Annotated in this window: 25 protein-coding genes; 10 read left to right on the top strand and 15 right to left on the bottom strand. The window is 71.6% G+C overall.

Features of this window, described 5'->3' with window-relative positions; translation table 11 throughout:
• Positions 1-6 precede the first annotated feature (6 nt).
• Positions 7-285 carry an SHOCT domain-containing protein gene (locus ACFCZ1_RS29175; RefSeq protein WP_376681263.1) on the bottom strand — a complete coding sequence of 93 codons (279 nt, stop codon included), beginning with the start codon at positions 283-285 and terminating at the stop codon, positions 7-9.
• A gap of 229 nt (positions 286-514) precedes the next feature.
• Between ACFCZ1_RS29175 and ACFCZ1_RS29170 the strand changes: the two genes are divergently transcribed.
• Positions 515-3298 (top strand): heavy metal translocating P-type ATPase, encoded by a 2784-nt coding sequence (locus tag ACFCZ1_RS29170; protein WP_376681262.1) that lies wholly within the window; start codon positions 515-517, stop codon positions 3296-3298.
• A gap of 47 nt (positions 3299-3345) precedes the next feature.
• Here ACFCZ1_RS29170 and ACFCZ1_RS29165 read toward each other — a convergent pair whose 3' ends face one another.
• Positions 3346-4212: a hypothetical protein gene (locus ACFCZ1_RS29165; RefSeq protein ID WP_376681261.1), complete on the bottom strand. Its 867-nt coding sequence runs from the start codon at positions 4210-4212 to the stop codon at positions 3346-3348.
• Positions 4213-4352: 140 nt separating this feature from the next.
• Positions 4353-4772, bottom strand: coding sequence for a VOC family protein (locus ACFCZ1_RS29160; RefSeq protein ID WP_376681260.1), 420 nt, complete (start codon positions 4770-4772; stop codon positions 4353-4355).
• Positions 4773-4852: 80 nt separating this feature from the next.
• On the opposite strand from ACFCZ1_RS29160, the gene ACFCZ1_RS29155 reads away from it, so the two are divergent.
• Positions 4853-5899, top strand: a complete 1047-nt coding sequence (locus tag ACFCZ1_RS29155; protein WP_376681259.1) for an Lrp/AsnC family transcriptional regulator — start codon at positions 4853-4855, stop codon at positions 5897-5899.
• A gap of 121 nt (positions 5900-6020) precedes the next feature.
• Here ACFCZ1_RS29155 and ACFCZ1_RS29150 read toward each other — a convergent pair whose 3' ends face one another.
• The 8 genes from ACFCZ1_RS29150 to ACFCZ1_RS29115 form a co-directional block, all read right to left on the bottom strand.
• Positions 6021-6329: an SH3 domain-containing protein gene (locus tag ACFCZ1_RS29150; protein ID WP_376681258.1), complete on the bottom strand. Its 309-nt coding sequence runs from the start codon at positions 6327-6329 to the stop codon at positions 6021-6023.
• Between the two features lie 356 nt (positions 6330-6685).
• Positions 6686-7534 (bottom strand): NmrA family NAD(P)-binding protein, encoded by an 849-nt coding sequence (locus ACFCZ1_RS29145; RefSeq protein ID WP_376681257.1) that lies wholly within the window; start codon positions 7532-7534, stop codon positions 6686-6688.
• A 148-nt stretch (positions 7535-7682) separates the two neighbouring features.
• Entirely contained in the window at positions 7683-8156 is a 474-nt protein-coding gene (locus ACFCZ1_RS29140; protein ID WP_376681256.1) for a hypothetical protein, read from the bottom strand.
• Positions 8157-8304: 148 nt separating this feature from the next.
• Complete coding sequence (locus ACFCZ1_RS29135; RefSeq protein WP_376681255.1) at positions 8305-8829, bottom strand: MarR family winged helix-turn-helix transcriptional regulator; 525 nt, start codon at positions 8827-8829, stop codon at positions 8305-8307.
• Between the two features lie 169 nt (positions 8830-8998).
• Positions 8999-10261, bottom strand: a complete 1263-nt coding sequence (locus ACFCZ1_RS29130; RefSeq protein WP_376681254.1) for an esterase/lipase family protein — start codon at positions 10259-10261, stop codon at positions 8999-9001.
• Positions 10262-10692: 431 nt separating this feature from the next.
• Positions 10693-10881 carry a hypothetical protein gene (locus ACFCZ1_RS29125; RefSeq protein ID WP_376681253.1) on the bottom strand — a complete coding sequence of 63 codons (189 nt, stop codon included), beginning with the start codon at positions 10879-10881 and terminating at the stop codon, positions 10693-10695.
• Positions 10882-10994: 113 nt separating this feature from the next.
• Positions 10995-11657, bottom strand: coding sequence for a hypothetical protein (locus ACFCZ1_RS29120; protein WP_376681252.1), 663 nt, complete (start codon positions 11655-11657; stop codon positions 10995-10997).
• Entirely contained in the window at positions 11654-12256 is a 603-nt protein-coding gene (locus ACFCZ1_RS29115; RefSeq protein WP_376681251.1) for a sigma factor-like helix-turn-helix DNA-binding protein, read from the bottom strand. Before ACFCZ1_RS29115 ends, ACFCZ1_RS29120 begins: the two co-directional genes overlap by 4 nt.
• Before the next feature lie 714 nt (positions 12257-12970).
• Between ACFCZ1_RS29115 and ACFCZ1_RS29110 the strand changes: the two genes are divergently transcribed.
• From ACFCZ1_RS29110 to ACFCZ1_RS29100, 3 genes are all read left to right on the top strand, one after another.
• Positions 12971-13537 (top strand): CAP domain-containing protein, encoded by a 567-nt coding sequence (locus ACFCZ1_RS29110; protein WP_376681250.1) that lies wholly within the window; start codon positions 12971-12973, stop codon positions 13535-13537.
• 1001 nt (positions 13538-14538) lie between these two features.
• Positions 14539-15585, top strand: a complete 1047-nt coding sequence (locus ACFCZ1_RS29105) for a glycoside hydrolase family 26 protein (RefSeq protein WP_376681249.1) — start codon at positions 14539-14541, stop codon at positions 15583-15585.
• Between the two features lie 94 nt (positions 15586-15679).
• Entirely contained in the window at positions 15680-16180 is a 501-nt protein-coding gene (locus ACFCZ1_RS29100) for a hypothetical protein (protein ID WP_376681248.1), read from the top strand.
• 156 nt (positions 16181-16336) lie between these two features.
• Here ACFCZ1_RS29100 and ACFCZ1_RS29095 read toward each other — a convergent pair whose 3' ends face one another.
• Entirely contained in the window at positions 16337-16906 is a 570-nt protein-coding gene (locus ACFCZ1_RS29095; RefSeq protein WP_376681247.1) for a hypothetical protein, read from the bottom strand.
• Between the two features lie 881 nt (positions 16907-17787).
• Between ACFCZ1_RS29095 and ACFCZ1_RS29090 the strand changes: the two genes are divergently transcribed.
• Entirely contained in the window at positions 17788-18240 is a 453-nt protein-coding gene (locus tag ACFCZ1_RS29090) for an ATP-binding protein (protein WP_376681246.1), read from the top strand.
• A gap of 39 nt (positions 18241-18279) precedes the next feature.
• On the opposite strand, the gene ACFCZ1_RS29085 is transcribed toward ACFCZ1_RS29090, so the two are convergent.
• The 3 genes from ACFCZ1_RS29085 to ACFCZ1_RS29075 all read right to left on the bottom strand — a co-directional run bounded on the left by ACFCZ1_RS29085 (position 18280) and on the right by ACFCZ1_RS29075 (position 22082).
• A complete protein-coding gene (locus ACFCZ1_RS29085) occupies positions 18280-19113 on the bottom strand; it encodes a phosphatase PAP2 family protein (protein ID WP_376681245.1) in 834 nt (277 codons plus the stop codon).
• A gap of 67 nt (positions 19114-19180) precedes the next feature.
• Positions 19181-20134, bottom strand: coding sequence for a YihY/virulence factor BrkB family protein (locus ACFCZ1_RS29080; RefSeq protein WP_376681244.1), 954 nt, complete (start codon positions 20132-20134; stop codon positions 19181-19183).
• Between the two features lie 49 nt (positions 20135-20183).
• Entirely contained in the window at positions 20184-22082 is a 1899-nt protein-coding gene (locus ACFCZ1_RS29075) for a diacylglycerol kinase family protein (RefSeq protein WP_376681243.1), read from the bottom strand.
• A 389-nt stretch (positions 22083-22471) separates the two neighbouring features.
• Here ACFCZ1_RS29075 and ACFCZ1_RS29070 point away from each other — a divergent pair, with 389 nt between their 5' ends.
• The 4 genes from ACFCZ1_RS29070 (at position 22472) to ACFCZ1_RS29055 (ending at position 25864) form a co-directional block, all read left to right on the top strand.
• Entirely contained in the window at positions 22472-22990 is a 519-nt protein-coding gene (locus ACFCZ1_RS29070) for a hypothetical protein (RefSeq protein WP_376681242.1), read from the top strand.
• 148 nt (positions 22991-23138) lie between these two features.
• Entirely contained in the window at positions 23139-23981 is an 843-nt protein-coding gene (locus tag ACFCZ1_RS29065; protein WP_376681241.1) for a DUF4097 domain-containing protein, read from the top strand.
• A 69-nt stretch (positions 23982-24050) separates the two neighbouring features.
• Positions 24051-25076 carry an ATP-binding cassette domain-containing protein gene (locus tag ACFCZ1_RS29060; RefSeq protein ID WP_376681240.1) on the top strand — a complete coding sequence of 342 codons (1026 nt, stop codon included), beginning with the start codon at positions 24051-24053 and terminating at the stop codon, positions 25074-25076.
• Positions 25073-25864 carry an ABC transporter permease gene (locus ACFCZ1_RS29055; RefSeq protein WP_376681239.1) on the top strand — a complete coding sequence of 264 codons (792 nt, stop codon included), beginning with the start codon at positions 25073-25075 and terminating at the stop codon, positions 25862-25864. Before ACFCZ1_RS29060 ends, ACFCZ1_RS29055 begins: the two co-directional genes overlap by 4 nt.
• The last annotated feature ends 111 nt before the right edge of the window (positions 25865-25975 follow it).

Raw genomic sequence — 25975 nt, 5'->3', positions numbered from 1 at the left:
GGGGCGCTACGGGGTGCCGGGTGCGGGGCCCGAGTGCAGGGCGGACAGGCGGCGCCCGTACTCGTCTTCGTCGATCTCGCCGCGGGCCAGCCGCTGGGCGAGGATCTGCTCGGGCGTCGGCGCGACGGGGGCGCGGGTGTACTCGTGGGTGTGCTCGTGGGGGCGGTTCAGCGCCCGGAAGAGGAGCACGGCCGCGGTGATGATCAGTGCCCAAAAAAGGATCATGCTGGCCGTCATCGTGAACCAGCCCCACCCACTGACATCATGGTCGTACCAGAACATCATCGCAGGTCACCTGCCCTCTCCGGTCGCGGTCAAGGTCCGGTCCGGTCCAGTCCAGTCCAGTCCGGCCCGGCCCGGCCCGGCCCGCGGAGTCTCCACCTGCATGGTGACGCTGCGGCGAAGGCGATTGCTTGGGCCGAACAGCCCTTTGTCGAGGCCGACCGGTCCCGGTGACGCCGACTGCCGGGCAGGGGCATCCTGGAAAGCGAGCGTGATCCGGGAGGCGCATGCCGTGGACACCGTGGATGTCGTTGTCGTCGTGGCCGCTGTCGCGCTGATCACCGGCCTGGGATGGTTCTTCTTCGGGCCGCGCCGCGCCCGCTCCGCCCGCCTGGAGGGCGGCGTGCAGCGGGTGGAGGTGACCGTACGCGGCGGCTACAGCCCCAATGTGATCAAAGTCCGCCAGGGGACCCCGCTGGAGCTGGTCTTCGACCGGCAGGAATCCGGGGAATGCACCTCCCGGGTCGTCTTCCCCGACCTGCGGGTGAGCGCCGGGCTCCCCGCCCACACCCGCACCACCGTGCGCCTGACCCCGGACCGGCCCGGCACCTTCGGCTTCGCCTGCGGCATGAACATGATCCACGGGACGCTCCAGGTGGAACCCGGTGGGCAGGACCGGGTTCCACCCCGCCCGGACGGCCACCCGCGCGCCGCACCCGCCGTCGGACAGGGCGCTACGGGGACCGGCGGCGTGGAGCGGTCGGCGGCCGAGACGGAGGCCGCGGACGTCGCCGAGCGCCGGGCGGAGATCAAGGACTTGACCCGCCGGGTGGTGGCGGGTGCGGTCCTCACCGCACCGGTGCTGTTCGCGGTGATGGCGCACGAGCTGTTCGGCGCCGACTGGGTACCGCAGTGGATGCTGAACCACTGGCTCCAGCTGGCTGTGATCACGCCGGTGATGTTCTACACCGGCTGGCCGATCCACGTGACCGGCTGGCTCACGCTGCGCCACCGCGCCGCCGACATGAACTCCCTCATCACGCTCGGCACGAGCGCCGCCTACGGCTACAGCCTCCTCGTCACCCTCGCCCCGGGCCTGCTCCCCGAGAACGTGCGCGAGGTGTACTACGAGGCCGTCGGGGTCATCCTCACCCTCATCCTCCTCGGCCGGCTCCTGGAGGCCCGCGCCAAGGCGGGCACCGGCGAGGCCATCCGCGCCCTGCTCGGCCTACAGGCCCGCACCGCGCGCGTCGTACGGGACGGAACCGAGACCGAGGTTCCCGTCGAGGAGGTCACGGTCGGAGACGAGATCGTCATCCGGCCCGGAGAGAAGATCCCCGTCGACGCCGACGTCCTGACCGGTGCCTCCGCCGTCGACGAGTCGATGGTGACCGGCGAGCCGATGCCGGTCACCAAGCGGGCCGGGGACACGGTGATCGGTGCCACGGTCAACACCACGGGCTCGCTGCGCGTACGGGCGGCCAAAGTCGGCGCGGACACGATGCTCGCCCAGATCATCCGCCTCGTGCAGGCGGCCCAGGCGTCCAAGGCTCCCATCCAGCGCCTCGCCGACGCCGTGTCCGCCTACTTCGTGCCCGCGGTCATCGCGATCGCGATCGCCACGTTCGCCATGTGGTTCACCCTCGGGCCCGCCCCGGCGCTCACCCTGGCCCTCGTCTCCGCGGTCGCCGTCCTGATCATCGCCTGCCCCTGCGCCCTCGGGCTGGCCACCCCGCTGTCGGTGATGGTCGGCACCGGAAAGGGCGCCCAGGCCGGCATCCTCATCCGCTCCGCCGAGGCCCTGGAAACCGCCCACAAGCTCGACACCGTCGTCCTGGACAAGACCGGCACCGTCACCGCGGGAAAGCCCGTCCTCACCGACGTCCGGCCCGCGGAAGGCTTCGACGAGGCACACCTGCTGGGCCTGGTGGCCGCGGTCGAGGAAGCGAGTGAGCATCCGCTGGCCCATGCCGTCGTCACCGGTGCCCGCGAGCGCGGGCTGTCCTGGCCTGTCGCGACCGGTTTCGACTCGGTCACCGGCAAGGGCGTCCGCGCAACCGTCGACGGCCGCACCGTCCTGGTCGGCGCCGCCCGCCTCCTCCAGGGCGCCGGTATCGTCACCACCGCCCTGGACCCGCACGCCGCCCGGCTGTCGGCAGAGGGCAAGACCCCCGTGCTCGCCGCGATCGACGGCCGTGCCGCCGGTGTCCTCGCCGTCGCCGACACCGTCAAGGACGACTCCGCAGCGGCCATCGCCGCCCTGCAACGCCTCGGCGTCGACATCGTCATGCTCACCGGCGACAACGCCCGTACCGCCGCCGCCATCGCCTCCCAGGTCGGCATCGGCCGGGTGCTCGCCGAGGTCCTGCCCGAGCACAAGGCCGACGAGATCCGCCGCCTCCAGGCCGAAGGCCGCACCGTCGGCATGGTCGGCGACGGCATCAACGACGCGCCCGCCCTGGCCGCCGCCGACGTCGGGCTGGCCATCGGCACCGGCACGGACGTCGCGATCGAGGCCGCCGACATCACCCTCATCTCCGGCTCCCTGTCCGGAGTCGTCACCGCCATCCGCCTCTCGCGCGCCACCATGCGCAACATCCGGCAGAACCTGTTCTTCGCCCTCGTCTACAACGCCATCGGCGTGCCCCTCGCCGCAGGCGCCCTCTACCCCCTGTGGGGCATCCGGCTCAGCCCCGTCATCGCCGCCGCCGCCATGGCCCTGTCCTCCCTGTCCGTCGTCACCAACGCCTCCCGCCTGCGCCGCTGGCGCCCGGCTCCGCTTCCGCAGGCCCAGCCGGCCCGCATCCGGCCCCGAGTCGAAACCGCCACCGACCGGCCGGCAGCCGGCACCCCCGGCAGGGAGGTCGTGGACGTCGTGTGCGGTATGCACCTGGACCCTGAAGGCCCCACCGAACACCGGCAGACCAGCACCGGCACCCACTACTTCTGCTCGGCGCACTGCGCGGCCGCCTTCGACGCCGACCCGAGCCGCTACACCGGATCGGCCCCGCCGTCCGCCCCCACCACCCACACGGGAACCGGCGAGCGGCCAGCCGGTCCGATCGAGGGCCCGTGAGGTCGCCGAGGGCGGCCGCCGAGACCCCCTTGGCGGGCGCGTTCGGCTCAGTCCACGTCGAGTGGGGCGGCTTCGATGGCCCGGCGGAGCTGATCGGCGTCGGGGGCCCCGGCCGCGCCGGCCGGGGTGCGGTAGATCCGGCAGGCGAGCGACGGGGTGGCACCCGGCTCGGTGAACGGGTCGCGGCCGTTGACGAGGATGGTCGGGGAGCCGGTGAAGCCGGACCGTTCAGCCTCCGCCTGGTCGGCGACCACCCTGGTGGTGAAGGCCCCGGCGGGCAGGCCGGCGTCGCGCAGCGCCTGCCGTAGCCTCTGCTCGGCGAGCTGCTTGTGGGGGCAGTCCGGTACCACCAGGATCTCGATCTCCATGTCTCCAGGATCGCGCTCTCCACCACCCTGCAGGCCGAGAGACCCGGTCTGGCGGCCCGGAAGTGTCCCGGGCCGGGGTGAGCCCCCTTCGTCCGGTGCGGTCCGGACCGACCGGCCGTGGCGGACCAGTACGGTGACGGTGGCCGCGAGGAAGACGGACTGCAGGGCGGTACGGGGGCCGAGCCGGTCCCACCAGGGCACGTCGCCGCCGGCGGCGTACACGTTGGCCGGGAACATCACGACCAGCAGCGCGCTGAGCGCGGCGGCCGAGCCCCGGGCGGTCCGCGACCACAACAGCCCCATTGCACAGGCGAGTTCGGCGATGCCGGTCAGTGTGACGAGCAGCTCCGGCGCCGGCAGGACCGACGGCACCATGGCGACGATCTCCTCGCGCATCCCGACGAAGTGCGCGCCCCCGGTGAGCGCGAACATGGCCGCCAGACCTCCTCTCAGCGCGGCGGCGGGTCGACGGAACCGTTCGGCCCCGAGCGCCCCGGCGAGCAGCAGCAGGCCTGCGACGGTGACGAGTGTGACGAGCGGCTCCATGTCAGAACCTCCCTCCTGTGACGATCCCGGCAGCGGGTCTCATGGCAGTGCGGGGCGGGCGGGGCGGGCACTCTCCCGGGGCACGCCCCGACGGCCACGGCAGCCGAGCCGCCTCACTCTCGGCGTCTGCCGCGCCCCGGTCAGGCACAGTCGCCGGTCACGGCCTCGGCCGACCGGCGGACGGTGTCCGGGTCGATCCGCTGAATCTGCACGACGACCCCGTCCGGTTCGGTGACCCTGATGCTGCGGCCGAAGTTCTCCTCGACGAGCTCGTACGGGCAGCCGCTCCGCTGGAGCCGCTGCGCGACCTCCTCCAGCGGCTCATCCGTTGCGAAGCCCGGTTCGGTGGCGCCGGGCGGCCGTCCCTGCGAGACGGCGGAGGCGTGGACGCCGAGGCCGCCCGCAGCTGCGGTCAGCCGGACCCAGACGGCCGCGCCGGGTCCCTGCCGGACGGTGAGCCCCAGTCCGGCGTAGAAGTCCCGGGACGCCTCGACGTCGGCCACATACCTGAGGGGAAGAACGGTCAGCATGGTCTTGGTCTGCCTTTCTGGTTCGGTCACCACCAGCGTCCTGTCCGGGACTCCCGTGCCCGCTGTACAGTCACCGAAATGGACGCGATCAGACGTTCGGAAGCGGCGTCATGACGCGATCCGTCACGCTCGACACGCTGGACCGCCGTCTGATCCATGCCCTCCAGATCGACGGGCGCGCCTCGTTCAGCAGGATCGCCGACGTGCTCGGGGTCGCGGAGCGCACCATCACACGTCGCTATCACCGGCTGCGGTCGGCCCTGGTGGTCCGGGTGGCCGGGCTCGTCAACAGCCGGCGGATCGGCATGCTCGACTGGTTCGTTCGCATCGACTGCACGCCGGAGGCCATCGACGCGCTCACTGCCGCCCTCGCGCAGCGGGACGACACCTCGTGGATCGCTCCGCTCGCCGGGGAAACGCGGCTGACCTGCATGATCCGCACTCCGGCCCTGGGTGCGGACAGCGGCCGGCCGCTCTTCGCCCACCTGCTCCGAACCCCGGGGATACGGGATGTGGAGGCGGCCTGCGTGCTGCGCTCGGTCGCCGGCGTCGGCGGCTGGGCAGGCCGGACGAGCGCGCTGGAGGCGGCCGAGCAGACGGCCCTGCGCATCCCCGCGCCGGTGCCACCGGGAGACCCGGAAGCGCCCGCCGAAGCGTCCGGCTGGGGAGAGGCGGAGGCACTGCTGGCCGGCGAACTGGCCCGGGACGGCCGGGCGGACGTGGTACGGCTGGCTGCCGTCACCGGTTGGTCGGCCTCGACCGTGCGCCGCCGCGTCGCCGGACTGCGGGCCGCCGGGGTGCTCCACTTCGAGGTGGACGTGGACCCGTCCTACTTCGGCTTCCCCGTGGAGGCGCTGCTGTGGCTGGAGGTGGCACCGGCCGCGCTGGGTGGGGTGACACAGGCGCTGTCACGGCACGACGCGGTCGCCTTCGCCGCCGTCACCACGGGCAGGTCGGCGGTCTTCGCCATGGTCCAGTGCCGTGACACCGGCGCCCTCTACGACTACCTGGCCAACGAGTTGGCCGCGCTGCCGGGCATCGGCCGGATGGAGAGCGCGCTGGTCCACCGGCGCGCCAAACGGGCGGGACCGCTCCTCCTGCCGACGATGGCAGGACGGCCCGAAAGGCACGGTCCGGGACGGGAACCGAGGCGCTGACCCGGCAGACGAGCGGTGCGCTCCGCAGGATCCCGCACCAGAGGCACGACGTCCTCCCCGGGGCCAGCCACGGGGCCGCCCCCGGGAAGACTTCGGTCGGCCCCGAGGAGCCGTTCCGCCATTAGCCCTGCGGGGTCGCCGGTTCGACGTCCTTGGACAGCGGCACCTCGCCGGTGTTGTCGACGTGCCGGGCGGCGACCCATGCGGCCTTGTCGCGCAGCAGGTACCAGATGCTGTTGCCGTCGATGGTCTGGGCGTGCACCTTGCTGCCCAGACCGACCTCGGCGCCGTGGCTCAGGTTGCCGATGATGGAGGAATCCGTGCTCGGATACTTCCGCAGATTGACGCCGATGGTGCTGACAACGGTGCCGAACGGCTGGGGTGGACTGGGCATCATGACCTCCAGGGGAACGCCGGAATGGCGGTACATCGTCCGGTATCCGGACAGGCTGCTCGCACGCTAAGGCCGATTCCCGCCGGGGAGCCGGAGGCGTGCGGGGCAGGGCCACGACCGGCGCCCGGGCGTCATTCCAATGGTTGCGTCCGAGCGCGGACGGTATACCGAGCGCTCTCACGGGTCGCCAGCCCCGGTCGATCGGCTGGACTGTATCCAGCGCGAACCGAACCCGACCGGTCACCGAGGACGGCTCGGGACAGCGGCGTTGGCCGGAACACGACGCAGTCCGAACCACCACGGCATCCCGGCGCCCGGTGGTGTTCGGCGCCGTCGGTGGACCTGCCTGCCGGGGTCTGTCAATCGACCGGTGCGGCGATCGCCCTGAGCTGCTACAGGCGGGCGAAGTGTTCGTTCAGGAAGGCGTCGAGGGTCCGGGGCGGGCGGCCGAGGATGTCGGCGACGGTGGTGGTGGGGGTTTCGGGCCGGGCGATGGCGAGTTGCTGGATCTCCGTCACGTGGTCGGCGAGCCAGGCGGGCATGCGGGCGTGGTGGATGAGGTTGTCGCGCAGTTCGTCGGGGGTGAGGTCGACGTAGCGGACCCGGTTGCCGGTCAGGGCGGTCAGGCGTGAGGCGAGCTCGGGGTAGGCGACGGCTTCGGGTCCGGTCAGGGTGTAGGTGCCGCCGGCGATGTCGGGCCTGGTGAGGGCGGCGGCGGAGACCTCGCCGATGTCGCGGCAGTCGACGTAGTTGCAGGGCGCGTCGCCCGTTGTGCCGAGGATGACGCCCTGGGCGACGGCGGGGGCCAGGCGCAGGAGGTTCTGCATGAACGCGTAAGGGCGCAGGATGGTGTGGGTGAGGCCGCTGGCGCGCAGGTGTTCCTCGACGGCGTGGTGTCCGCGGGAGACGGCGACCGGGGAGTCGGCTTCGGCGGCGGGTGCGGAAATCTTGACGACGTGTCCGATTCCGGTGTGGGCGGCGATGTCGATGACGCGGGTTTCGAGTTCGACCTGTGCAGGGCTGTTGGCCATGGCGAGGAAGAGCTGGCCGGCGCCCTTGAAGGCGGAGCTCAGGGAGTGGGGGTCGGTGGCGTCGGCGTACCGGACCTCGACGGGCGGTTCGTGTGCGCCGGCGGTACCGGGGATCGGCTTGTGCGGGGTGCGGGTCAGTGCGCGGACGGGTGCGCCGAGCGTGAGGAGGCTGTGGAGCAGGGCGTTCCCGGTTGCTCCGGTCGCTCCCATGACAACGATCATCGCGTGCTCATTCCTTGGTGACTTCCCGGCGGCGGGAGTTGCCGGGGTGGGCTCGGACGGGCTTCGGCTCAAACGGGCTTCGGCTCGTGTGGGCTTCGGCTCGTGTGGCGGGTGGTGGGCCCGATGCCGGGGCGAGCTAGATCGGGGAGGCCGTGGTGGTGCTGCGCCAGCGCAGGGTGACGATGGTGGTGGCGAGGGCCGCGGAGACGGGCAGGTCGATGCGCAGGCGCTCCAGCCACGGGGCGGCGGGGATCGGGGTGTGAGCGGGTAGCCAGTGGGCGGTGAACCATCCCAGCAGGGCCGCCGCGCCGGCGGCGGTGATGACGAGGACGCCGGTCAGGGCGACGGTCGGCGTGGTGGTGGTCCAGCGTCGGGGCCGCCCACCGTGCCGCAGCCAGGTGCCTGTCAGGAACGCCACCACGGCGGAGGTGCCGGCGATGGAGGTGCAGGCGGCAACGGCCAAGTCCTGCTGCCCGGTGACGACTCCGGCGGTCCCGGCCATCAGCGCGGGGGCGGCGTAGGCGGCCAGCACCTCGCGCCACAGGCTGAACGACCGGGAGTGCCGGGAGGCTGCCCGGTTTCGGCGTGCTCTGTCTTTGATGGTGGGCATGGTGGCCTCTTTCTCGTTCGTGTGAGGGAAGCGAAGGGTTGCGACGGAGGGCGACAGACCCGCTCCGGCAATATAATTAGGCAGCTAACTATCGGCCGGCAAAAAGGGCCCTGCCCGGGAGGGCGGGGCCACACCACCGGAGAGAGGCTCAGTCAGCGGCCAGGGCCGCACTGCCGCGCACCACGCGGGCGAGCAGATCCAGGAACGTCGCGCGCTCCTCGGCGGAAAGCCCGCCCACCATCGCCTCCAGTCGCCCGAAATGCTCGGGCGCCATGTCACGCAGGCGCTGCGCACCGCGCGCGGTCAGGATGGCCACCGTGCCCCGACCGTCCTCCGTGGACGGGCGTCGGGCGATCAGCCCTTCGCGTTCGAGGCCGTCCAGCAGGCCGGTGACCGTGGCCCTGGAGACATCGAGGTCCGCGGCAAGGCGCGAGGGGGACTTCTCCCCGCCGTGGTCCTCGAGGTCGGCGAGCAGGCGGTAGCGCCCCGCCGACAGGCCGAACCTGGCAAAATGCGCCTCGGCCGCCCGACCGACCCTCGCGCCCGCCGAGATCAGCCGCACCGCGACCAGCACCGCCTGCGGATCGGCCTCCAGGCCGTAGTGCTCGACCTGGCGCCTGGCCTGGTCCAGCGTGGGGGCCTCGCCATCGATACCGTCCACGTCCCTCTTCATGCATTTAATATGGCGGCTAACTACTTGACTGTCAAGACACCCCGCTCTCCGACCGGGAACACCGGTCCGTGAAGGGGTGTCCGCGTCACCGGGGGAACCCAAGGCCGGGGACCGTACGGTCCCCGGCCTCATGCGCTTTCGGCCTCCGCCGGAGGCGTCTCGTGGGTGGTTAGGCTTCCTGCAGCCTGGCCAGGATCCACTGGCCCAGTTCTCCTGTCATGACGGTGTGCCCTTCGTTGGCCGAGGCACAGAGGAAGTCGTGGAGCTCGCTGTCAGCGCGCTCGACCTTGCTGTAAAGCGTGTCGCGGTCGTCGATGTCACCTGCTGCAACGGCACTGACGCTGGGTACGAAGGTGGAGGCGTTGTAGGTCAGCTCCGCGGGCTCGCCGTCGACGAACCCGGCCAGCATGGCGGCCATGCCGAAGTTGGCAGGACTGCCCGGCAGGGCAGGAGCCTCGGGGAACAGACCGCCAGGAGCGCCGTCGATGTCGGGAAAGCCGCTGGTACGGGCCAGGACCGGGGCCGCGCCCGCCTTCTGCAGCCGGGCGACGGTCTTCTCTCCCTGGGCCTGGGTGTCGAGTTGGGTACCGCCCAGCTGTGGGCCGCTGCTGGTCATGGCGGATACGCCGGGGGGAATGTTGTTGCCGGCGCCGGTGCCCACTCCGTTGGCGACACCGAGCAGGCGGGGGCGGCTGGGCCAGCCGCCCACCTCCTCGAGTGCGGCCAGGAAGTCCGTCCGCGCCCGGTCCTGGCCGCCTGCGACGTCGACGGTGACGTCGGCGGTTTCGACGTGCCAGCGCAGCAGCTGTCGGGCGGCCGGGCTGTTGACCATGATGGAGAAACGGCTGAGGAGTTCGCCGATCACCGGAGTGTTGCCCCAGTGCTGCTTCACGAAGTGCGCGAAGGCCTGAACCCCGATGGGCAGCCACGCACCACGGTGCGGGGTGTCGTAGGAGAGGTAGGTGGCGGTCTCGTGCTCGAATCCCTCGCTCTCCAGCTTGGCCAGGGCGTAGCGGGTGACCAGCCCTCCCATGCTGAAGCCGCCCACCGTCAGCGGCTCCGAGCCTTCACCGCGGTCGACGATCGCCTTCCGGATGCACTGAATCGCAACGTTGGCGTTGCCGATGATGGATGCGGAGCGTTCGTCGTAGCCGAGGAGGACGACGTCGAAGCCGTTCTCGCGCAGCTTGGAGATGAAGGGGTACTGGCCGTTCTCCAGCCCTTCCCACAGCGCGTTGGGGTCACTGGGGCCGATGGAGAAGCCGTCGGCGAGGATGACCGGCTTCTGGACGTGCGTCTGCTTCGGCGAGCTGTAGTACACCCAGGCGGTTCCGCCGTCGAGCGGCCACGTGGTGTCCCATGTGGTCTCTTGCGGATAGACGGGCTGAGCTCCCGGAAGGGTGCCCCAGATACTGGCAACAGGCGTGGACATGCTTCTACGACTCCTCTGCGTGTGGCTGGTCATACCGCGGGCGACCCGAAGAGCACCGACAGAGCAGCCAGGGACGGCTTTCGGCTGCTCCCCGGGAGGCGCCCCTGTCCGAAGCCGGGAGCACCTGGAAGCGATCGGCTCCGGCCACCTTCCAGGTGCCGGACCCCGCCCCCTGTCTCCGTCGCCCATTCCGGTCGACAGATCGCGCTCCGCCGACCCTCCGCGGCCATGGCAGCCTCTCTCGATACCCAGGGCAAAGCGCCCGAGATGAGGCTAGACCGGGGCTAGTTGGACGAATCGATTCTTTCCCGCACGCCGCGCCGTCAGCCTCCACCGCCACCGCCACCTCCACGTACGGCGCCCGCTCCGGCCATATGACCGCACCCCGCCGGCGGTTCGCTGACGGGGTGCGGGAGCCGGTCCGAGGGAGGTCACATGCGGTTCTGGATCCAGAAGGCGGCAAGACCGGCGGCCGCGGTGCCGGTTCCGTAGCAGAGGCCGCGCAGGAGGAAGGAGAGGGCGATCCAGCGGCGGGCGTACGCCCAGGTGCAGATCCGGCGGGCGCGGGTGCTGATGCCGGCGGCCTTGCGTCGCACCCATCGGACGGGGTTATGGTTCACAGCGGATGTCCTTCGTGATCGGGGGGTGTCACGTGAGGAGCCCTTCCGACCCGGTGGCCTAGGAACCGGGGGTCGGAGCAGGGGCTCCTCCGTCGTTCGCGCGGGCGGGCCGGTCAGCGCCGGGCGAAGTCGAGGAGGTGCTCGGCCAGGCGCCGGTCCGGACGGGGGACGATGATGCAGGAGCTGTTGCCGGCGTCGGCGAGGCGGTCGACTTCCATCTCCAGGAGACCGGTGGGGCCGCAGGCCTCGGACCCGTTGTGCCGGACGTAGCGGGCGAAGACGCCGAGCCCGGCGAGGAAGCCCTCCTCGAGGACTGCGGAACCCGCGGGCGCGTCTTGGATCTGGCGGTGCCAGTGAACCGCCTCCCGGACTTCGCCCAGGGCGAGGTGATGCAGGTGGAGGCAGTACGCGGCGGCGCGGTGTCCGGCGCCGGCGGCGAGCTGCCACCAGAACTGGGCGCTCTCGGGATGCCCGGTCAGGTAGAGGAGGCAGGCGAACACCGCAGCACCCTCGACGTCCAAGTGGTCTTCCTCCTCAGGGGCGCCTGCGAGCCGGTCGACGTGCATCGCGGCGCCGGGGCCGTTGAGGACCCAGCGCGAGACCACGACCAGGCACTGGGCGGCCTCCGCCGCGCACACCATGTCCGGCGTCGGCTCGGCCTTGGCTCTGGCCGCGTCGACGGCGAGCCGGCGCAGCGCCGCACCGACGTCGATGCCGGGCCTCGAATCCGCGGGCAGCGCTGCCCGGGCCAGCAGGTCATCAATCGTCGTGCTCACTGCTCTTCCCCCTTCTTCACGTTCCTCGGCTTGCCTGCGGGCAGTCCGAGCCGGATGCGCAGCCGCTCCTTGCCCTTGCGGCCGTGGTAGTCGACGGTGCGCACGTCCAGGCCCATGAACCGGGCGATCCGGTCGGTCTTGTAGCCGAGGATGTGGCGCAGGACGATCACGTTGAACTGCCGGGTCGGTAGTTCGAGGATCGCGTCGTACAGGCCGGCGGCGCCGTCTGCGATCTCCAGTCCGGCGCGGACCGCCCCCAGCGTCGGCCCTATCAGCCCGTCGTTGAGGAAGGCGGGATCACGTCCCTCGATGGCCAGTTGCTGGCGGACCCGGCGGGTCAGCACCTCCAGTGTCCGCTGGTCCAGGTCGTCCGCTCGCAGGAGCCTGTCCCAGCCCGCGTGGATCTCCAGGAACACCTGGTGAACCACTTCGCGGGCGGCATCGAGACTGCCGAGATGGATCTCGGCGTAGAGGTGGTAGAACTCCTGGTGTCCGAGGTAGAACCCCTCGAAGTCCAACGGCAGGTCGAGCGGCTCGTACATCGGCCGGCCACTGCCACTTCGGGGCGAAGGGCCGTGGAGGACGTCGTCGTCGCTCATGCGGGCCTCCGGGATGCGTTCATTGCATGTACCTCTTCATTGAGGGCAGCGCAGTCAACGTCCCTGCACTGGAAGTCAGTTGAACTCCCGTCACCACAATGCCGAGAACGGGGGCGGAACACTCATCACCCTCCGGAGAAGATTCATCCGATGATCATGAATTAGGCGCCGCATGGCTTCGGCGATCGAATACACGTACCTCGCAAGCGATCTGATCAGGCAAAACATGACCGCATTCGATGCCCGGCGTCAGATCAGGCACCCGAAGTGACATGAACCACAGGCGAGTCGGACAGAAATTGCCGCCTACCGGCCCACAGGTGGTCACCCGATGCAGTGCGGTGGCCCGGTAGTGAAGTGCGGCCGGATGTCCGGATGTCCGGATGTCCGGTACCACGAGGCACCCCGGTCCGTTCGGACGAGCGAACGCCGCGGGCACCAACCGCAAGGAGTCCGCCGATGACCCGGTCCATGGGAGCCGGTGTCGGCCGTGCCGGACCGTGCGTCTGCCGGTACGCCTGCCCTGGGCCCGGATGGCGAGTCGGCGCGTCGGCTGGCAGCCTGGAGGAGAAGCCGTAGCGGCGGGCCGTGCCACGTGCCGCCCCTTGAGCGACGTGGCGCCTCCACCGCCGGAAACGACCCCTTGGTGTTCGCGGGAGGTGGACCTCCTTGAGCAGGCACGCTTCGCTCACCACGACCGCACGGAGTCTCGCTGTGGCTGGGCTCCTGTCGGCCGCGCTGGTACCGGTATCCGCAGCACCGGCGACGGCCGTCGTGTGCGACGCTGCGGCTGCTGCCCGCCCCCCGAGCAGCAGCAACGACAGCGCCGTACGGAATGCGCTGGTCTGCCTCATCAACGCCCAGCGCACGCAGAGGGGGCTGCCCGCCCTCACCACGAACCAGGCCCTGACGACCGCGGCGCAGCAGCATTCCGCCGCCGCCGTGCAGCTGAAGTGGTGGGGACCGGGCAAGGATTCGCACCGCAACCCGCAGACCGGTTCGACACCGCAAAGCCGGATCATGGCCGCGGGCTACTGCCCGAACCCCAGGTCATGGGCCGTCGCCGAGATCACGTACACCGGCTGGGGCGGCTCGGGCACCCCGAACGCCGCGGTCAACTGGTGGATGAACGTCAGCACATGGGGCCACCGCCAGATCATCCTCAACCCGTCGATGCGAGAGATCGGCGCCTGGGCCCAGCCGGGTTCGGCGGATCCGGCCGGGGCCGGCGCGAGCCAGGCCGGAACCTACGTCGTGACCTTCGGGAGCTGCCAGCAGTGACCGGTGCGGGCCGTGGGGGCCATGGGGGCGTCCGGGCAGGGCCGTGGGGGCCGTGCCCGGAGGCCCCGTTCGCGCTGGAGCGAGACCGCTGCCGATCTGGTTCCGGCGCTTCCGCTCAAGTCCCTTGCGACGGCCCTTCATTCCCGGGCGGCCACGCGGACGCGCTCTCCAGCGGCGACCCGAGGACTGTCCCGGCAGTCCGGCGGCCAGTAGCAGCGCAGCGCGTTCGCACCGGTGCAGTGGCTCGCCCCGGGAAGTGGCCGTCGGCCGGCAGCCGGTGCACCCGTGCCGCCGCTGATGCGCATCGGCCCTGCCGTTACCAGCCGGCTCAGCGCCCGTCCCGCGACCCCGGCGGCGTGGGGGTCCACCCAGCCGTACGGCACGGGCGGGACACCCTCCGCGCAACCGGGCGGCCCCGACCAAACGGCCTCCTCGCACCCTGCCGGTGCGAGGTGCGGAGAGGGATCCCCACCAGGTGAGGGTGCGCCGTCGTCAGGTGGTCACCTTGCACACCACGGCCTTCTTCCGCCGACCGCCGTGGCGGTACGGGCCGGCCTGGCAGGCCCCCGTCCCCGTACACGCCTGCGCCCGGGGCCGGGGCTGGGGCCGGGCCGGTTACGGGGCCACCATCAGGATGATCACGCCATGGCCCGCTTCGGACGTGCGACAAGGAGAGGACCCGCCGGCTTCACGTCCCCGGTCACCTCCGCATCGTCCCCGGCCTGGCCGGCCCCGCTGGGCCGGCCGTCGATTCCCGGCTCGGGCACGCCCGCGCCCGCACGACCAGGTAGTGCACGCGGCGCAGCGCCCAGGCGCACGGTGGACATCGCGCCGCCCGGCGGCGCGCGGATGAGGGCGGCGGTCTTCACCCGGTCGGGCCAGCCGACGGCCGTCGGCTGCCGCGAATGGCCCAGCATCGGGGCCCCGGACAGCCCACGAGTCAGATGAGATGCCTAACGTCGCTGGCAGACCCATCGGTTCGCGAAGCGCGTGGAGGCGTCATGTCCCATCGAGTCCGCTGGTTTGCGGGCACGCTCATAAGTACGGTCACTGCCGGCCTGCTCGTCACCGGGGGCGCGCTCGCCAGACCGCCGCAACGGGATTCCGACAGCAACACCGGGACCGAGGTCGCAGTGGGCGCCTATCTCCACTACGGCACGCCCGGCGTCGAGAGGATGCAGGAACTTTCGCGCTGGCTCGGGGGTACCGAGCTGCGCGCCGGGCACACCTATCTGCCCGGCGACACCTGGTCGAACATCGAGGGTGCACCCGATTCCCTGCGCAGCTGGGCAAGGTGGCGCAAGGCGAGAGCCGATCGGCTGTTCGTCCTGAACGTGCCCATGCTGGAACGCAACGAGGCCGACGTCCCTGACGGCCGGGTCGCCGAGCTGATCCGCTCCGGCGCCCGGGGTGAGTACGACCACCACTTCCAGCGGCTGGCCGAGCGTCTGGTCGTCCTCGGAGTGCCGGACACGGTGATCGTGCTCGGCTGGGAGATGAACGGTTTCAACTACACCCACCGTTGCCGGCCCGACCCCGAGAACTGGAAGAGGTACTGGCGGCGCATCGTGGCTGCCATGCGGTCCGTGGAGGGGCAGCGGTTCCGTTTCGACTTCGCCCCCAACCGTGGCAGTGACGCGATCGCCTGGACCAGGTGCTACCCCGGCGACGACGTGGTCGACGTCATCGGCATGGACACCTACGACCAGCCACCCGGCGACACCTTCGACGACCAGGTCACCCAGCCGTACGGACTGCAGGAGCATGTCGACTTCGCGGAGGCGCACGGCAAGCAGATCTCGTACCCCGAGTGGGGGCTGTTCCGGAACGGCGACAACCCCGAGTACATGCGGCAGATGCTGGCATGGATCGCCGAGCACAAGCCGCTCTACCACAGCATCACCGACTACTGCCCGCACGGCGTGTGGCAGTGCAGCCAGAACCCGCGTTCCGCACAGGTGTTCCGGGAGTTCCTGTCCACCGAACGGGGCCCCGGCCGGCCTTCCGGCTCCGACCGCGAGGACTACGGGCCCCGGCCGGGGGACTGAGCTTCCTTCCCCGCTCCGAGCCGGCCAGGCGCCCTCACACGGCTTTGCCGGGCGGGGGAAGCGTCAGGGGCGACCACCTGGGCACACGAGATCCATGTCCGGAGAACACGCACGTCCCACGAGCACCCTCACTTTCCGTTCCGCCCACGGAAGCGAGGCGCCCCGACGCGGAGCGAGGCACGGGCGCCGTGGAGCGCTCGGCAGGCGGCTGCGCCGCAGGATCCTCGCGTACCGCGACATCGAGTTCCTCTCCACGCACGTCCCGGGCGACACCGGCCCCGGGGAGGAGTGCCTGCTCCTGGTCCACGTCCGCAAGGTCGTGGGCCAGATCCACTACCGGATCTGCACCGCCTGCGATGAGGGTGTGATCACCGGCATCGCCATCGACGAACGCCTCCACTCCACCGGACTCGGCACCCGCGCCCTGTCGCACCTCCGCTCCCGCCACCCCGGCACCGCCTGGTGCAGCACCCTGACCCTGCGCACCACTCGCGACCTGCTGCGTCGCATGCGCATCCCCGCCGCTTCAGCCGGCGCCGGCTGCGCGCACACGCACGCCGGCGCCATGCCGGACCCGCTGCGACCTGCGGGCTGACGGGACACACCTGCGCACTTCATGCGGCCGCCGGATACAGGGCCCGGCTGACCTCCGCCGCACGAGCCGGCCGGCCCGGGTCCGGGAGCGTGCGGCGGCGCTCTCCGCGCCCCTCCCCCGTGCGAGCCTGCTCGCACTCCCGGGCGGAGTGGGTGCTCACAACGCCTGGTCCGCCGCCCTGTCCATGAATTCCTCCAGCGATTCCAGTTGCCGCCGTACCGCCTCGTCGAACTCGGCACCGACCTTCCGTACGTCGACGCCCTCGGGGCCCTTGCCGTACCAGCCGGCCGCAATCTCGCCCACGCGGGCGGAGCGGACATCGAGTTCCTCCAGCCCGCGCCTGCCGTCCTTGCCCGTCACGAGGCGCGCGGTCGTGAGGGCCCGCGCGATGTCCGTGTTGGCCGGTGCGTACTTGTCCTCGAACTGACGCCGTCTGTCCGCCACGCTCCTGGCGGGGTCGAGGCTGACGTTCAACAGCTGCGTGGCCTGCTGCACGTACTTGTTGGTGCTCGCTGCGAGCTCGACGTAGGCGGACCGCCGGATGTCCGCCCGTCGTGCGTCGGCCTCGGCACGATGGGTGTCCTTGGCTTCGAGAAAGCCGAGCAGGCTTCCGGTGAGACCGGCCAGGGCCCCGATCAGGGTCCCCGCGAGCGCGGCGAAGACGGCCCCCCGCCGCCCCGTCCGCTGCCCGGCCCCGTCACTCGCGTCGTCCTGCTTCTGCGCCATGGAGTACCCGTACCGCGACCAGCGGGCCCAGCACCCCAAACCACCTGTTCGAACGAACCCGGCGCACACGCCCCACGAGTGACCCGGGAGGCTCCGCCCCGTGACCGTGCCGGCGCCCCGCACTGAAGGTCAACCAGCTCCTGCTACCCGGCCCGGCCCCACCGGCTTCGCCGTGCGCCCGGGGCCGTGCGACCGGAAGGCGGCGGAGCCGGCGTTCACGAGTGGCGTGACCGCGGCCGCTCTTGACGTCTTCTCAGAACTTGTGGGAGCGGCGGCGTTTGGAAGCGGGCTGCGGGGTTAGACGCGTTGGCGGAAGCTGACGCCTGCGGGTGAGAGGCTTCCGGCGCGGGCCTCAGCCGCATGGCGCCCCTCCCCCCGGCGACATGTGGCCGGCTCGTCCGCACGACGGGCTGCCGCCCGGGTCCGCACGGAACCGGCAGGCTCCGGGTGCCCGGCTCCTCCCCGGCCGGGAACCCGGAGCCGCTCCCGGCGAACCCCCGGGGGACGGCGCTCGTACCGCCGTCCCCGGGCAACGGACCCCGGCGGCACCAGCCCGGCACACCCTCTCCGCACGGACGCCGTACGACAACGCGGGCCGCTCACCGGAGGGGTGGCGACCCCGCTCGGGGCGGAACCGGTCGGTGGGTTTCGGACGCCTCGCAGCGGCCACACGCGCAGGAGTGACGGACAACGAGGAGAGGAGCACTCCCGTGACGACGATGGTCCTGCTGCTCGCGCCCATGGCGTTGGCCCTGCTGCTCGTCCACCGCGGGGACGGACACCGTGCCCGCCACCGGGCGAGCCGGTCCTGATCCGCGTCCCGACCCGTCCGGTACGGTACGGCATCACAGACGAGCGCAAGCGAGGTGAACGCGGTGTCCATGCGCGCGAAGGGATGGGCCACGTCCTTCCCCGTGCACCGGGGGGTGCGCGAGGCCCGCCGGTGGACCGTGGAACACCTGGACTCCCTCCGATGGACTGCGGACGCCCCCGACACGGCTCACTCCGTCCTGCTGACGGTGTCGGAGCTCGTCACCAACGCGCACGTCCACGCCCACAGCAGCGCCCGGCTGGTGCTGACCTGGGACGGCCGGTGCCTGCACGTCAGCGTCGCCGACAGCGACCCGCGTCTGCCCGCCCCGCGCGACCCTTCACGCGAGGCGACCTCCGGACGGGGTCTCGCCATCATCGACGCCCTCGCAGACACCTGGGACGCCCACTCGTTCCACGGCGGCAAGACGATCACCGCCTGTTTCCGTCCCCGGGCGATGCCCGCCCCGCACTCCGGGTCGATTCGCCCGGACGGGGACGCAGGTGAGTCGCCCGACGTGTGACGGCCGCGCCGCCCGGTGGTGCTTGCGCCGTACGCGCGGTCATCGGGTCGGGGCGTCCGAGGACTCGGGCCGATGCGCCGTCCCCAGGGCAGGCTCGGGTTCGGTCGCGGAGATCTCGGGCTCCAGCCCCTCGCCGACGCCGGTCCGGCGTCGTCCGGTATCAGCCCGCCAGGCTTCGAAGACGAGCGTCGTGGCCGTGACCACGACGAGCCCGAGGAGCCAGCCCCCCACGACGTCGCTGACCCAGTGCACGCCGAGCGCGACGCGGGTGTAGCCGACTCCGAGCACGCTCGTCACCGCCAGCGCCCAGGGCAGGGGCCGCCAGGCGGGTGGCACCAGCGGGAGCAGGGCCAGGAGCAGGACAGCACACGACACCAAGGCGGTCATGGCGTGCCCGGAAGGGAAGGAGAATCCGGGCGCGTGGGCGACGGGGTCGGGCAGGTGCGGGCGCGCTCGTTCCACCGCGTTCTTCGTGAGGAACCCGATGAGGGCGCCGGCCGTCTCGGTGACTGCGGCCCAGGCCGCCAGGCGCCATGCCCGGCGCCTCAGGAGCCACACCACCAGCCCGGCCACCAGGAGCCGCATGGTCACGGGGTCCCACAGCACGTCCGTGAGGAAGCCCAGGATCCGAACCCGCTCGGGGTCCGCGAGGGCGGCGCGGTGGAGCCGTCCGGCCGTCTCCCGGTCGAGGCGGTACAGCGGGGGCCATCGGGATTCGACGAGTACCAGGGCGAGTGCGAACGGCACGGTCACGGCGGCCGTCGCCGTCACCGTCAGCACGAGTCGCGTCCCGAAGGCCGCGTCGGGACCGGAATGTCCGGTCAGGAACTCGCGGGCCGTGCGGCGTCGGGGGCGAGGGGGGCGCTTTCCCATGGGTACGCGGCTTTCTGTCGGATTCGTTCGGGCGGCGGGGCGGGCGGTGAGCGGTGGGCGGTGGGCGTCAGACTCCGGGGTCCCGTGCGACCGGTTGGCCCACGCCGGCCCGTACGGCTTCCAGTTGAGCGGCGAAGGAGAGGCCGAGGAACAGCGCCAGGGACGTCAGATAGGACCACAGCAGCAGCGACATGAGGGCGCTGAGGGGTCCGTACACGCTGGTGAAGGTGCTGCTGGCGCCGACGTACAGGCTCAACGCCCAGGTCGATGTGATCCACAGTCCGAGGTATACGACGGCGCCGAAGGCGAGCCAGGTGTAGCCCGGCTGGTCGCGGCGCGGTGAACGGCGGAAGATCACGCTGGTGGCCAGTACTGCCAGCAGGATCCCGACCGGCCAGCGCAGGACGTCGCAGGCGCGGACCGTGGTCGGCCCGAGGTGGTAGACCTCGGCGAAGGCGTGGGTGAGGTCACTGCCGAGGACGGTGAGGACGAAGCTGAGCCCCAGCGGAAGACCCGCGAGGGCGGCCATGACGAGCCCGCGGGCGTACTTGCGCAGGAAGGGCCGGTCGCGTTCGTTGCCGTAGATGCGGTTGGCGCCTCGCTCGACCTGGCACAGGCTCGTGGTGACGTTGGCGAGGGAGAAGAGCAGGCCCAGCCAGAGGGCGGCCTGGCCGCCGTCCCCGGCGTGGCGGCGGCTCTCGCGCAGGGCCTCGTCGACCACCTGCCGGCTGGGGCCGCTGGTGATCCGTCCGATGGTGAGCTCGGCCACGCGGCCGATGTCCTCGGTGTGCAGGACGCTGGACAGTCCGATGGCGGCGATGGCGAGGGGCACGATGGACAGGACGGTCTGGAGGGCGAGGGCGCGGGAGTGGCTGAAGCCGTCCGCGTAGCGGAAGCGTACGAAGGAGTCGCGGGCGAGGCTCCAGCCTCCGTACCGGCGCAGGGCGGACCAGGCCTCGTCCGCGGACAGTTCCTCGCCCACTACGTCACGTCTCTGTGGTACTCGGGTCGCGGTTCCCATCGGCTTCCTGACTGTGTGTGGTCCCGGCGCGCGGGGCGCCGGGGCGCGTTCAGTGGTGCGGGGTGCGGGACGCGGGGGCATGGGCGGGGGCGTGCGCGTCGTCCATGCCATGGCTGCCGGAACGGGTACGCGTGCAGGTGCAGGTGTGCGTGTGCTCGCGTTCGTGATCGAGACCTTCGTGCTCCTGCTCGTGCTCGTGCTCGACGTGCTCGTGCCCTTCGTGCTCGTTCGGAGCGGTTCCGGGGGCCCTGGGGAGGCGGATCCGCAGAGTGCCCGGTTCCACCTCGGCGAACAGCCGGGAGCCGTGCGTCATGGTGTCGCCGTCGACCTCCCGTGGCTGTCCGTCGGCGAAGCGGATCTCGACCCGGTGTGCGCTGAAGTACTCCAGGGCGCCTCCGGCCACGGTCCGGCGGCCGTTCGGCGCGTGGGGAAGGGCGTCGGGCGCGTGGGCGCCCGTACGGAGTACCCGTGCGGCCAGGTGTCCGGCCGCCGCGAGCCAGCCCGCCGCGCCGTGGGGGTCGAAGAGCACGACTTCCAGCCGTCCGCTGTCCGGCCGTGCCCGGGGCAGGAGTTCGAGGCCTCCCTGGAGCGCGCCGACGTTCCCGACGACAACCATCCGGGCCCGGCGTCGAAAGGCCCGGCCCCCGTCCAGCCGGACGGTCAGGCGCATGCCCGGGTCTCCCAGGTGGCGGGCGGCCGACAGGGCGTACGCCGCCCAGCCCAGGCGGGCCTTGAGCGCGGGCGAGGTGTCGCGGACCGTGGCGGCGTCGAATCCGGCTCCCGTCATCACCGTGAACCGCGTCGGCGGAAGGCCGTCGCCCCACACCCGTCCCACGTCGATCGGGAAGACGCCGCCGGCGAGGGCCTCTTCGAGGGCGGTCAGCGGATCCAGGGGAAGGTCCAGGTTGCGGGCGAGGAGGTTGCCCGTCCCGCAGGGCACGAGCGCCAGCGGGGTGCCGGTGCCGGCCACCACGTCGGCGCAGGCGCGGACCGTGCCGTCTCCGCCGCAGACGACGACCAGGTCGACTTCTGGTTCCGCGCACTCCTCGGGCAGGTTCCCGCAGGGCTGTTCGAGAGAGGTGGAGGTCCACCGTTGGTCGGTGTACCCGTGGCGGTGGAGGTTGAGGCGCACCCGCTCGGCGAGGTCGTCGCCACAGCCGTGCGGGTGGCGGACCACCACGGCCCGCCACCCTGAACGGCCGCCTCCGGGCCCGTCCGGCCGTACTGCTTCACGGGCGGCCGGGATGGGGTCGGCGGGGAGGACCGCGTCCGGAGCGCCGTCCGTGTCGCGGGTGCGGCCGGACAGGAACACCGAGCCCACGACGAGCAGAGTGGCGACGCCGTTGACCAAGCCGCCCGCCACGTCGGAGGGGTGGTGCATGCCCCGGTACATGCGGGACAGCCCGACCGCCGGCGGGACCAGCACCAGAACCGCCGCCGCGACATATCGCCACGGGCCGCGAACGCGGGTCCACACCAGCGTGGCCAGCCCGCCGTACAGGGCCACGGAGGCACCGACGTGGCCGGAGGGGAAGCTCGAGGTGGGCGGCGCGTCGTCCAGGCGGGGCACGTCGGGGCGCGGGCGTTCCACGCACATCGTCACGACCAGGAAGACAGCCGATTGCACGGCGACCGACGCGCCCAGGAAGACCGCGTCGGCCCGGCGCGCAGTGGGGCGCAGCACGAGTTGGGCGACGACGCAGATCAGCGTCAGGCCGACGATGGCTTGTGTGGAGGCCACGGCGGACAGCCACTGCGACACGGAGTCCGCCCACGGGGTCCGGTGCGCGGCGAACGCGTTCGTGACACGGTCCTCCGCCGACAGCAGCCGGTGGCCGGCCGGTAGTCCGGTCACGAACAGGCCCAGCGTCACCATCGCTGCCGCCTGGGCCGGTACGAGCCACAGGAGCGGTGAGCGTCTCGCGTCCGTGCCGTTCTTTGTCGTCATGGCAGCCTTGTTGCCCCGTGACAGCGCGATGATGCGCCGGGCCATGCGTCTCGTGCACGCGGGCCGCAAGCGGTCGGCGAGTTCCCGGCCGGACCGGACGGAGCGCCACCGCCATCCATCCAGGGGCCGCAGCGCGGGCGCCGCCCGGTTCCCTGGTCCCGCTGTCACCACGTGGCACCACATGGCGCCAGGTGGCACCAGATGGCGTCACTTGGCGTCATCTGGCACCAATCCACGCCACTCAATGCCCGTGAGCACGCGTGACGCCACCCTCGCCGACGGCGCCGTCTCCCCGTTTTCGCAGGTCAGACGTGCCACTCGCAAGCAAGCTGCCGATACTGCGCCACCCACACTTGCCAGTGGCGCCATAGTGGTGCCATGATGGCGTTATGGACCTCACCCCGTATGTCGACACCCTCCGCCGTGAACTCGCGGTGGCCGCCGAAGCCGGCGGGGCAGACGCCCGCGAGCTGGCCGAGAGGCTCACGGCTCCCCTGGAGTCGGCGACCCGTCTCACCATGCTCAACGTGCTCTCCGCCGCGATGGACGAGATCACCCGCGAGCTCGCCCCCGGCTCGGTCGACGTACGGCTGCGCGGTCTGGACCCCGACTTCGTGGTGACACTGCCGCCCGCCGACAGCGGCCCCATGGAAGCGGCCGCCGCGCCCGTCGAAGCACTCAGGGCGCAGACTCCCGCCGACCTCGACGAGGGCGGCACCGCGCGCGTCAATCTGCGCCTGCCGGCCCATCTCAAGGCGCGCGCCGAGGAAGCCGCGAGCCGCGAGGGCCTGTCGGTCAACGCGTGGCTGGTGCGGGCCGTTTCGGCCGCGGTCGACGGCGGCGCGCGGCCGCGCACGACGGGGAGGACCCAGAGCATCGGGCAGAGCTTCACGGGTTGGGTGCGCTAGCCGCACCCAACCCGCACCAGGTCACCAGGTCACCAGGTCACCAGGTCACCGATTCACCGATTCACCCCACCGGTACACCCGCACCACTGCATCCACACGGCGTCCCACCAGCCGGGACGTTCCGAAGACCCAAGAGGACGGGACAGCCATGCCTTCTTTCGACACTCCCGAACCGATCTCGGTCACCGCGCGCCTGGAGGCCGGTTCCATCCAGTTCACCACGGACGACCGCCCCGACACCGTCGTCGCGGTGCAACCCCGCGACCCGAAGCGGGACCAGGACGTACGGGCGGCCGACCAGACCGAGGTCACGTACGCGAGCGGCGTACTGACCGTCAGGACGCCCAAGTCCAACCTGTTCGGCCGCACCGGCACCGTCGACGTGACGGTCGAACTGCCCACGGGCTCACGCGTCGACATGACCGGCGCCTGGGCTCAGGTGCTCGGCGAGGGCCGGCTCGGCGAGGTCCGCGTGAAGACGTCCGCCGGCGACGTCCGCTTCGACACGACCGGCCCGCTGAACCTGACCGCGTCACACGGCTCGATCACCGTGGACCGGGTCGAGGGCACCGCCGAGATCACCACCAGCTCGGGCAGCCTGCGCGTCGGCCTCGTCGACGGCCCCGCCGTCCTGAAGAACTCGCACGGCACCACGACCGTCGGCGCCGCGACGGGCGAGCTGCGGGTGAGCGGCGCCAACGGGGACATCGAGATCCGGCGCGCCGAGTGCTCGGTCACCGCCACCACCGCCCACGGCACCCTGCGCGTGGGCGAAGTGAAGAGCGGCACCGTGCAGTTGGAGACCTCCTACGGTGCGATCGAGGTCGGCGTCGGCGCGGGCACGGCCGCCTGGCTCGACGTCAGCTCCGGCTCCGGCCAGGTGCGCAACACGCTCACCGCGTCGGATGCCCCGGAGGAGACCGAGGACACCGTCAAGATCCGCGCCCGCACCCGGCACGGCAACATCGACATCCGCCGCGCCAAGGCCTGACCCCGGAAACACAACCCCCCCAACTCACGCACGATCCCAGCCACTTCAGCCATCCAACGGGAGGGCCCCATGGCCAGCTCTGTCATGCCCACATCACGACAGGCGGACGTTCACCCGTCTCCGGTCGCCGTCTCCACCGTCGGCCTGCGCAAGTCGTACGGCGACAAGACCGTCCTCGACGGCATCGATCTGCGCATCCCGGCCGGGTCCGTGTTCGCCCTGCTCGGGCCGAACGGCGCCGGCAAGACCACCGCCGTGAAGATCCTGTCCACGCTCATCGCAGCCGACGGCGGTCAGGCCCAGGTCGCGGGCCACGACGTCGCCACGTCACCGGACGGGGTGCGGGCCGCGATCGGCGTCACCGGGCAGTTCTCCGCCGTCGACGGGCTGATCACCGGTGAGGAGAACATGCTCCTCATGGCGGACCTGCACCGCCTGTCCAAGCGCGAGGGGCGGCGGGTCACGGCCGAACTGCTGGAGCGGTTCGATCTGGTCGATGCCGCCAAGAAGGCCGCCCAGAGCTACTCCGGCGGCATGAAGCGCCGCCTCGACATCGCCATGACCCTCGTCGGCAACCCGCGGATCATCTTCCTCGACGAGCCCACCACCGGCCTCGACCCCCGCTCCCGGCACACCATGTGGCAGATCATCCGCGGACTCGTCGCCGACGGCGTCACCATCTTCCTCACCACCCAGTACCTGGAGGAGGCCGACGAGCTCGCCGACCGCATCGCGGTGCTGAACGACGGCAAGATCGCGGCCGAGGGCACCGCCGACGAACTGAAGCGGCTGATTCCCGGCGGGCACGTCCGACTCCGGTTCTCCGACCCGGCGGCGTACCAGTCGGCCGCCTCCGCCCTGGGCGGGGCCGCCCGGGACGACGAGGCGCTGGCGTTGCAGATCCCCAGCGACGGCAGCCAGCGCGAGCTGCGGTCCATCCTCGACCGGTTGGACTCGGCCGGCATCGAGGCGGACGAGCTGACCGTGCACACGCCCGACCTCAACGACGTGTTCTTCCGCCTGACCGGCTCCACCGTACCGAGCCAGGCCAACCAGCCCAACCAGCCCAACCAGCCCAAGGAGGATGTCCGATGAGCTCCCTCGCCCTCGCCGTACGCGACTCGTCCACGATGCTGCGGCGCAATCTGCTGCACGCCCGGCGCTACCCGTCCATGACACTGAATCTGCTGCTCACGCCGGTCATGCTGCTGCTGCTCTTCGTCTACATCTTCGGCGATGTGATGAGCGCCGGCATCGGGGCCGGCGGGGCGGACCGGTCCGAGTACCTCGCGTACCTCGTCCCGGGCATCCTGATGCTGACCATCGGCGGCACCACGATCGGCAGCGCGGTGTCCGTCGCCACGGACATGACCGAGGGCATCATCGCCCGCTTCCGCACGATGGCGATCCATCGGGGGTCGGTACTCATCGGGCACGTCGTCGGCAGTGTGCTCCAGTGCGTGATGAGCGTGGTCCTCGTCGGGGCGGTCGCGGTGGCCATCGGGTTCCGGGCCACGGACGCCACCACCCTGGAGTGGATCCTGGCCGTCGGACTGCTGGCTCTCGTCTCGCTGGCCCTCACCTGGATCGCGGTCGGGATGGGCCTGTCCAGCCCGAACGCCGAAGCGGCCAGTAACAACGCCATGCCGCTCATGGTCTTGCCGCTCCTCTCCAGCGCCTTCGTGCCGGTCGACGCGATGCCGGGCTGGTTCCAGCCGATCGCGGAGTACCAGCCGTTCACCCCGGCCATCGAGACCCTGCGCGGGCTGCTGCTCGGCACCGAGATCGGCAACAACGGGTGGCTGGCCGTGGCCTGGTGCCTGGGGCTGGCCGTGCTCGGCTACTTCTGGTCCACGTCGCTGTACAACCGCGACCCGAAGTAACCGGACCGTCGGCGTCCTGCCGGTGCGCGGCCGGCCGGCGGCGAACAGGCTCTCACCGAAGGCGGCGGGCCCCGAACCAGAGCACTGGTTCGGGGCCCGCAGGGCTCACGG

Origin of the sequence: Streptomyces sp. NPDC056224, from assembly GCF_042267665.1 — a bacterium.
Lineage (GTDB): Bacteria > Actinomycetota > Actinomycetes > Streptomycetales > Streptomycetaceae > Streptomyces.
This window is presented reverse-complemented; position numbering and strand designations above follow the sequence as displayed.